The organism is Methylibium sp. (assembly GCF_013817365.1).
Taxonomy (GTDB): domain Bacteria; phylum Pseudomonadota; class Gammaproteobacteria; order Burkholderiales; family Burkholderiaceae_C; genus Methylibium.
In genome coordinates this window covers 1-7,958 of the sequence record NZ_JACDCU010000164.1, presented here as the reverse complement: position 1 = coordinate 7,958, position 7,958 = coordinate 1, and the positions used below count along the sequence as shown (strand labels likewise).

General features: G+C 67.5%; 8 protein-coding genes. All 8 read left to right on the top strand.

Annotated features, from left to right (window positions below):
- Nucleotides 1–497: 497 nt before the first annotated feature.
- The 8 genes from H0W38_RS11350 to fdxA are packed head-to-tail and all read left to right on the top strand — an operon-like array spanning nt 498 to nt 7,818.
- Nucleotides 498–1,265 carry a sulfite exporter TauE/SafE family protein gene (locus H0W38_RS11350; protein WP_292453980.1) on the top strand — a complete coding sequence of 256 codons (768 nt, stop codon included), beginning with the start codon at nt 498–500 and terminating at the stop codon, nt 1,263–1,265.
- Between the two features lie 24 nt (nt 1,266–1,289).
- Nucleotides 1,290–3,008, top strand: coding sequence for a nitrite/sulfite reductase (locus H0W38_RS11345; protein ID WP_292453979.1), 1,719 nt, complete (start codon nt 1,290–1,292; stop codon nt 3,006–3,008).
- Nucleotides 3,008–3,556: a DUF934 domain-containing protein gene (locus tag H0W38_RS11340; RefSeq protein WP_292453977.1), complete on the top strand. Its 549-nt coding sequence runs from the start codon at nt 3,008–3,010 to the stop codon at nt 3,554–3,556. The genes H0W38_RS11345 and H0W38_RS11340 overlap by 1 nt, the downstream gene beginning before the upstream one ends.
- Before the next feature lie 50 nt (nt 3,557–3,606).
- Nucleotides 3,607–4,359 (top strand): phosphoadenylyl-sulfate reductase, encoded by a 753-nt coding sequence (locus H0W38_RS11335; RefSeq protein WP_292453975.1) that lies wholly within the window; start codon nt 3,607–3,609, stop codon nt 4,357–4,359.
- Nucleotides 4,356–5,315: a sulfate adenylyltransferase subunit CysD gene (cysD, locus tag H0W38_RS11330; protein WP_292453973.1), complete on the top strand. Its 960-nt coding sequence runs from the start codon at nt 4,356–4,358 to the stop codon at nt 5,313–5,315. Before H0W38_RS11335 ends, cysD begins: the two co-directional genes overlap by 4 nt.
- Before the next feature lie 50 nt (nt 5,316–5,365).
- A complete protein-coding gene (locus H0W38_RS11325) occupies nt 5,366–6,670 on the top strand; it encodes a GTP-binding protein (protein ID WP_292453971.1) in 1,305 nt (434 codons plus the stop codon).
- On the top strand, nt 6,667–7,443 hold the full coding sequence (gene cobA / locus H0W38_RS11320; protein WP_292453969.1) for a uroporphyrinogen-III C-methyltransferase: 777 nt from the start codon (nt 6,667–6,669) through the stop codon (nt 7,441–7,443). The genes H0W38_RS11325 and cobA overlap by 4 nt, the downstream gene beginning before the upstream one ends.
- A 51-nt stretch (nt 7,444–7,494) precedes the next feature.
- Nucleotides 7,495–7,818: a ferredoxin FdxA gene (gene fdxA / locus H0W38_RS11315; RefSeq protein WP_292453968.1), complete on the top strand. Its 324-nt coding sequence runs from the start codon at nt 7,495–7,497 to the stop codon at nt 7,816–7,818.
- Nucleotides 7,819–7,958 lie beyond the last annotated feature (140 nt).

The following is a 7,958-nucleotide window of genomic DNA, read 5'->3' as shown; positions in this document are numbered from 1 at the left end:
AAGGCCGCCAAGCAAGCGCAAGACGTGGCGGAAGCCAACTTCCAGGCGATCAACACCAGCGCGGTCAAGGCTTCGCAAGCGGCCACCGCCAAGGCCCGCCGCTAAAAGCAGGACGGGCTCGGGGGCGATAGCCGCTGAGCCGCCCGACTGAAAAGTTCGGTTCTGCATCTTGAACTCGGGAGACCGACGCAGTATCTGAAGAGCGTGGCCGGTATCTCCGGCGCCTTTTCGAAAGCTTGTCTCCTCGGTACCTCGCGAACTCAGGTTCCAGGTACCTTTCGGCCCGGGGTTCGCCCCGGGCCGTTTTTATTGGCGCGACCGATGGGCATTGCCGGGAGGCAGCCACCCTGCGTCGAATTACCCCGCCAGACGACGGCGTTTGAGCCGCCGTTATGCCGATTCGCGATAAGCAACCGAATTATCTGTCGTTCGCATTCGCGCATGCGCTCCGTACAGTCGAATTTCGGCAACTTTTTGCGGCAGCGCAGCAGTCCCTCATGGATCTCATCGCAGTTCTCGTCGGCTTCGGCGTCGGCGCCATCGTCGGCATGACCGGCGTCGGCGGCGGCTCGTTGATGACGCCGCTGATGATGGGCGTCTTCGGGCTGCCCCCGGCAGTGGCGATCGGCACCGACCTGTGGTTTGCCGGGCTGACCAAGATTTCAGGCTCTGTGGCGCACTGGCGCCACAAGCACATCGACAACCGCATCCTGCTGCAATTGCTGGCCGGCAGCCTCCCAGCGGCCATCGGGATGGTCGCGCTGATGCATCTGACAGGCATTACCAAGGCCTGGAGCGGCGCACTGGCGTTCTCGCTCGGCATCGCGCTGCTGCTCACCGCGCTGGTCGTGGCCTTCAAATCCACATGGCACCGGCTCGGCCTGCGCCTGGAACGCTGGTTGCCGGAAAAGCGCAAGGCCGCCTGGACCGTCGCCTCGGGCGTGCTGCTCGGCGTGCTGGTGTCGATCACCTCGATCGGCGCGGGCGCCATCGGAGCCACGTTGATCCTGCTGCTCCACCCGCGCCTGGAAACGCGGCGCTTGGTCGGTACCGACATCGCGCATGCCGTGCCGCTCACCCTCGTGGCCGGCATCGGCCATGCCACGCTGGGGCATGTGGATTGGGCGATGCTGGCCACGCTGCTGATCGGCTCGATCCCCGGCATCTGGATCGGCGCGCAACTCACCCGCCGCATGCCCGAGCGGCGGGTACGCGGCCTGCTTTGCGCCTCGCTGCTCGGCGCCGGGCTCAAGGTCATTCACTGAACCCATTTTTCGGCAGAAACGACGATGTACCAATACACCGACTTCGACCGCCGCTTCGTCCATCAACGCGCCGCGCAATTCCGCGACCAGCTGGAACGCCACCTTGCCGGCACCCTGGGCGAGGACGAATTTCGCGCGCTGCGCCTGCAGAACGGCTGGTACATCCAGCGTCATGCGCCGATGGCGCGCATCGCCGTGCCCTACGGTGAGTTGAGCAGCCGCCAGTTGCGCCAGCTCGGCAGGATCGCGCGCGAGTTCGACCGCGGCTACGCCCACTTCACGACGCGTCAGAACTGCCAGTACAACTGGATTCCCCTGGAGCGGGCCGCCGACGTGATGGAGCTGTTGGCCGATGTGGACATGCACGGCATCCAGACCAGCGGCAACTGCATCCGCAACATCACAAGCGACGCGCTGGCCGGCGTGGCGCCCGACGAGTACGTCGATCCGCGGCCCTACTGCGAACTGATGCGCCAATGGAGCAGCCTGCATCCCGAGTTCGCCTTCCTGCCGCGCAAGTTCAAGATCGCGGTGACCGGCTCCGCCGAGGACCGCGCCGCCACCTACTGGCACGACATCGGCCTGCACCTGCACAAGAACGCCGCCGGCGAAATCGGCTTTCGCGTGCTGGCCGGCGGCGGCATGGGCCGCACGCCAATTCCTGCGGCGCTGGTGCGCGAGTTCCTGCCGTGGCAGCAGATCCTCGTCTTCATCGAGGCGATCGTGCGCGTGTACAACCGCTACGGCCGGCGCGACAACATGTACAAGGCGCGCATCAAGATCCTGGTCAAGGCCGAGGGTCAGCGCTTCGTCGAGCAGGTCGAAAAGGAATTCGACGCGATCCTGAACCGCGACGTCGATGGCGACGCACAAATCATTCCGCAAGCCGAATTCGACCGCGTCGCCTCCGGTTTCAAGCCGCCGCCAGGCGTGGCGGCCCGTGCCTCGACCGGCGATGGCGCCCCGGCCGATGCGCCCGCCGCCTACGGGCGCTGGCTCGAGCGCAACGTGCACGGCCACCAACTCGCCGGCTACCGCGCAGTGACGCTTTCGCTCAAGCGCCCGGGGCTTGCACCCGGGGATGCCACTGACGTGCAGATGGAAGCTGCGGCCGATCTCGCCGAGCGCTATTCGGGCAGCGAGGCGCGCGTTACCCACGACCAGAATTTGCTGCTGCCCTGGGTGCGCGAGGCCGATCTCTACGCCCTGTGGCAGGCCGCACGCGACGCCACTTTCGCCACGCCCAACATCGGCCTGCTCACCGACATGATTGCCTGCCCCGGCGGCGACTTCTGCGGTCTGGCCAATGCGCGCTCCATCCCCCTGGCCGCGCAGATCACCGAGCGCTACACCGACCTCGACGAGCTCTACGACATCGGCGACATCGACCTGCACATCAGCGGTTGCATCAACTCCTGCGGCCACCACCACAGCGGCCACATCGGCATCCTCGGCGTCGACAAGGACGGCAAGGAGTGGTACCAGGTCTCGCTCGCCGGCACCGACGGCTCCTTGCTCTCCGGCGGCATGGGCAAAGGCCAGGTGGTGGCGGGCAAGGTGATCGGCCCGTCCTTCGCCGCCGACGAAGTGGCCGACGTGATCGAGGCGGTGATCGAGACCTACCGCGGCGAGCGGACGGCAGCCAACGAGCACTTCATCGACACCGTCAAGCGCGTCGGCCTGGAGCCGTTCAAGTCGGCGGCCAATGCGGTGCGGCGCAGCACGGCGAAGGAGGCCGCGTGATGAAGTACATCGATCGCCATCGCGACGAGTGGCACACCGTGGGTGGGGAAGACGGCCCGATGGTGAGCATCACTCCGGCGCCCAGGCAGTTGCTCACGTTGCAGCAATGGCACGGCGCGCGCGCTCAATGGCCGGCCGATTTGCCGGTGGGCGTGGCCGTCCCGAATGATGCAGATATCGAAGAGATCGATGCTGACCTGCCCCGCTTCTCCCTGATCGCGCTTCATTTCCCCAAATGGACTGACGGCCGCGCCTACAGCCAGGCCCGGCTGCTGCGCACACGCTTTCGCTACGGCGGCGAAGTGCGCGCGACCGGCGAGGTCGTGGTGGACATGATGCCGCTGCTCGCACGCACCGGCTTCGACGCCGTGCTGCTGCGTGCCGGCGAGAGCCGCGAAGCGGCCGAGCGCGCGATGGGCTTCTTCCCCGCTCACTACCAGGGCGACGTGCGCGACAGCCGCCCGCTGTTCGCGCTGCCGCCGGGCGCCGCCGACGAACTGGCCCGCGAGCCCGTGATCGAGTTCAACAATCCGGGTGCAGCGATATGAGCCGGCTTGTCCGCTCATCGGCTTCGGGGCCAAACCGGGGCGCTCACGACATGAATGCCGTGGCCCTGTACGCCCGCCGCACCGACGGCTTCGACGCCCGTGTCGCGCGCACGCTTGCCTTGCTGAAAGACACGGCCGCCCAGCACGCCGGGCGCATCGTGCAAGCGACCAGCCTGGGCGCCGAAGACATGGTCGTCACCGACCTGATCGCCCGCCATGCGCTGCCCATCGCCATCGGCACGCTGGAGACAGGCATGCTGCATGAAGAGACGGTCGCGCTGATCGACCGCATCGAACAGCACTACGGGCTGCCGGTGGAGGTCTATCGGCCCGGACAAGAGGCCGTGATCCACTTCGTGCGCAGCCACGGCGAGCGAGCCATGTACAGCAGCCTGCCGCTGCGCAAGCGCTGCTGCGGCATCCGCAAGCTCGAACCGCTCTCGCGCATGCTCGGGCAGCGCAGCGCCTGGGTCACCGGCCTGCGTCGCGAGCAAAGCGATGCGCGCGGCGAAGTGCCCGAGCGCGATCAGGATGACGCCGGGCGTCTCAAGCTCAATCCGCTGGCCGACTGGACCTGGGGCGACGTGTGGCACTACATCGCCGCGCAAGGCGTGCCCTACAACCCGCTGCACGACGAGTTCATGCCCAGCATCGGCTGCGCACCCTGCACGCGCGCCATCGCGGTCGGCGAGCCCTTCCGCGCCGGCCGCTGGTGGTGGGAGGACGAGTCCGCCAAGGAATGCGGGCTGCACGCGACACGACAAGAACAACCCGCCGTCTCGATGATCGGAGCCCCGCAGTGAACGCCGCCCTCGAACCGAACCGCCTGCTGCCCCACCTGGACCAGCGCCACCTCGACGCGCTCGAAGAAGAAGCCATCTTCATCCTGCGCGAAGTGGCCGGCGCCTTCGAACGCCCCGCACTCCTGTTTTCGGGCGGCAAGGACTCGTGCGTGGTGCTGCGTCTGGCCGAGAAGGCCTTCAAGATGCGCCAGCAAGACAACAACTTCGAGGGCCGCCTGCCCTTCCCGCTGCTGCACGTCGATACCGGCCACAACTTCCCCGAAGTGATCGAATTCCGAGACCGCCGCATCGCGGAGATGGGTGAACGCCTGGTCGTGGGGCACCTGGAAGACTCCATCCGCCGGGGCACGATCCGCATGGCCGACCCGCTCGAATCGCGCAACGGCCACCAGACCGTGGCGTTGCTCGAAGCCATCGAGGAACACCGCTTCGACTGCCTCATCGGCGGCGCGCGGCGCGACGAGGAAAAGGCGCGCGCCAAGGAGCGCATCTTCAGCCACCGCGACAGCTTCGGCCAGTGGCAACCCAAGGAGCAGCGCCCCGAACTCTGGTCGCTGTTCAACACGCGCATCAAACCGGGCGAGAACTTCCGCGCTTTCCCGATCAGCAACTGGACCGAGCTCGACGTCTGGCTCTACATCGCGCGCGAGAACATTCCGCTGCCGCCCTTGTACTTTGCGCACGATCGCCAAGTGATCCGCCGCAAGGGCCTGCTGGTGCCGCTGACCGAAGTGACGCCCGCGCAGCCGGGCGAGACGGTGGAGCGCGCGCAGGTTCGCTTTCGCACCGTCGGCGACATGACCTGCACCTGCCCGGTGGAAAGCCCGGCCGCCACGGCCGCCGAGATCGTGGCCGAGACGCTCACCGTCACCATCAGCGAACGCGGCGCCACCCGCATGGACGACCGCACCTCCGAGGCCTCGATGGAGCGGCGCAAGAAGGAAGGGTATTTCTGATGAGCCATGCAATCGTTCAACCTGCACGGATCGATCCCCTCCTTCCCCCCGTGGCCCACCGCGCCCTGCGCTTCCTGACGGCCGGCTCGGTGGACGACGGCAAGAGCACCCTCATCGGCCGCCTGCTCTACGACAGCCGCGCCATCCTCGCCGATCAGCTCGACGCTCTGGAGAAGCGCGCCGCCGGCGCCCCGATCGACCTCTCGCTGCTGACCGACGGCCTCGAAGCCGAGCGTGAACAGGGCATCACCATCGACGTGGCCTACCGCTACTTCGCCACGCGCCAGCGCAAATTCATCATCGCCGACGCACCGGGCCACGAGCAGTACACGCGCAACATGGTCACCGCCGCCGCGGGCAGCGACGCGGCCATCGTGCTGGTCGACATCACCAAGCTCGACTGGCGCACGCGCAAACCGCTGCACGGGCACGCGGCTGCGCAGGTGGAACTGCTTCCGCAGACCCGCCGACATTCGCTCCTGGCCCGCTTGTTGCGTGTGCCGAACATCGTGTTCGCCATCAACAAACTCGACGCCATCGATGCCGACGCCGAAGCGGCCTTCGCTGCCGTGCGCGAGGCGCTCCTGGCTTTCGCCGGGCAGGCCGACATCGAGGTGGCCGCCGTGGTGCCAGTGTCCGCCCTGCGCGGCGACAACGTCACCTTGCACTCCACTGTGTGGACTTGGTATCGCGGCCCCACTCTGCTGGAACTGCTCCACCGCCTGCCCGCGAGCGACGAGCGCCATGACGGCGCGCTGCTGATCCCCGTGCAATACGTATCCCGTCCCGGCGAACAGGGCACCGGTCATCGGCCGCGCACGATCTGGGGCCGCATCGCTCACGGCCAGGTGCAGGCCGGCGACACCGTGCAGGTGTTTCCCGGCGGCCAGACCGCAACGGTGGCCGAAGTGCGGCGCGCCGGCGCCGTGGTCGCCGGGTGCGAAGCAGGCCAGTCGGCGGGCCTGGTACTCGACCGCCAGCTCGACGTTTCTCGCGGCGACTGGATTGCGAGCGCGGCCCCGAACAATGCGGCGCCCCTCGTCACGACGCAGCGCTTCGCGGCCACGTTGGCCTGGCTCGACACCGAGCCCGCACAAATCGGCCGCAAGTACTGGGTCCGGCACGGCCATCGCTGGGTGCAGGCGCGCATCACGGCGATCGACAGCGTTCGCGATGTGCACACGTTGGCCGATACCAACGCCCATCAGCTCGGCGTCAACGAAATCGGCCGCGTGCAGATCGAAACCCAGGCGCCGCTGCCGGTCGAGGCCTATGCCGACAATCGCATCGGCGGCTCGATGATCGTGGTCGATCCCACAACCAACCGCACCAGTGGTGCCCTGCTCGTCGCATGAAAGCCCTCTCCTTGCATCCCGTCGTCTTCATCGGTGCCGGCCCCGGCGCGGCCGATCTCATCACCGTGCGCGGCGCTCGCCGGCTAGGCGAAGCCGATGTCGTGCTGTTCGATGCGCTCACCGATCCGGCGCTGCGTGCGCTGGCACCGCAGGCGCGCTGGGTCGATGTGGGCAAGCGCGGGTTCTGCGATTCGACCGGCCAGACGCGCATCAACGCGCTGCTCGTCAAGTTTGCATTCGAAGGCTTGCGCGTGGCGCGGCTCAAGGGCGGCGACCCCAGCGTCTTCGGCCGCCTCGAAGAAGAACTCCAGGCCTTGACCGAGGCCGGCCTGAGCGCTGAAGTCGTGCCTGGCGTCACGGCGGCCATTGCCTCGGCCGCTGCCCTGCAGCGCCCGCTTACCCGGCGCGGCACGGGCCGCAGCGTGAGCCTCACGACGGCGATGACGCGCTCAGGCAATCTGCAAGCCGGGCGCAGTGCCGACACCGAAGTCTTCTACATGGCGGGGCGCCAGCTCGCCGCCCTGTCGCGCCGGCTGCTGGATGCCGGCTGGGCCGCCGACACGCCGGTGGCCGTGGTTTCGCGCGCCGGCTGGCCGGACCAGTTGACCAGCGATCACCGTGTCGCGACTTTGGCCGAGGCCAGCGTTCTGCATGCCGGCCGCCCGGCGGTGGTGACCGTGGGCGTGGGTGCTGGCGCCTTGCCGCGCGCCGCACTCCGAGACCCCACCGCGGACGCTGCCGCATCCCGCGAGCTCGAGAGCCGCAACCACTAAAATCACGGGTTCTCGCGCCGAAGAGCGCAGCCTCCTCATCAAAACAACGTCATGACCCACGTCGTCACCGAATCGTGCATCCGCTGCAAGTACACCGACTGCGTCGATGTCTGCCCGGTGGACTGCTTCCGCGAAGGACCGAACTTCCTGGTGATCGACCCCGACGAGTGCATCGATTGCGCGGTGTGCATTCCGGAGTGCCCCGTCAACGCCATCCTTCCCGAGGAAGACGTGTCGCAGGAACAACAGAAGTTCATCGCCATCAACGTCGAGTTGTCCAAGAAGTGGCCCAGCATCACCAAGCGCAAGGCGGCGCCGCCCGATGCCGACGAGTGGAAAGACAAGCCCGACAAGCTGAGCGAGCTGATCCGCTGAACGAACAGCTCAAGAGACCGACCGAGCCCCGTTGACTCATGGAACCACAACTCAACCCCGCGGTGAGCCAGACGGCGAACCGCCACGACGGCCCCATCGAAACCGATGCCGTCATCGTCGGCGCCGGCCCGGTGGGCCTG

Bases quoted from the DNA above. Each gene is read 5' to 3' on its own strand.
- H0W38_RS11350 (WP_292453980.1), top strand. From the start codon at position 498: ATGGATCTCATCGCAGTTCTCGTCGGCTTCGGCGTCGGCGCCATCGTC.
- H0W38_RS11345 (WP_292453979.1), top strand. From the start codon at position 1,290: ATGTACCAATACACCGACTTCGACCGCCGCTTCGTCCATCAACGCGCC.
- H0W38_RS11340 (WP_292453977.1), top strand. From the start codon at position 3,008: ATGAAGTACATCGATCGCCATCGCGACGAGTGGCACACCGTGGGTGGG.
- H0W38_RS11335 (WP_292453975.1), top strand. From the start codon at position 3,607: ATGAATGCCGTGGCCCTGTACGCCCGCCGCACCGACGGCTTCGACGCC.
- cobA (WP_292453969.1), top strand. From the start codon at position 6,667: ATGAAAGCCCTCTCCTTGCATCCCGTCGTCTTCATCGGTGCCGGCCCC.
- fdxA (WP_292453968.1), top strand. From the start codon at position 7,495: ATGACCCACGTCGTCACCGAATCGTGCATCCGCTGCAAGTACACCGAC.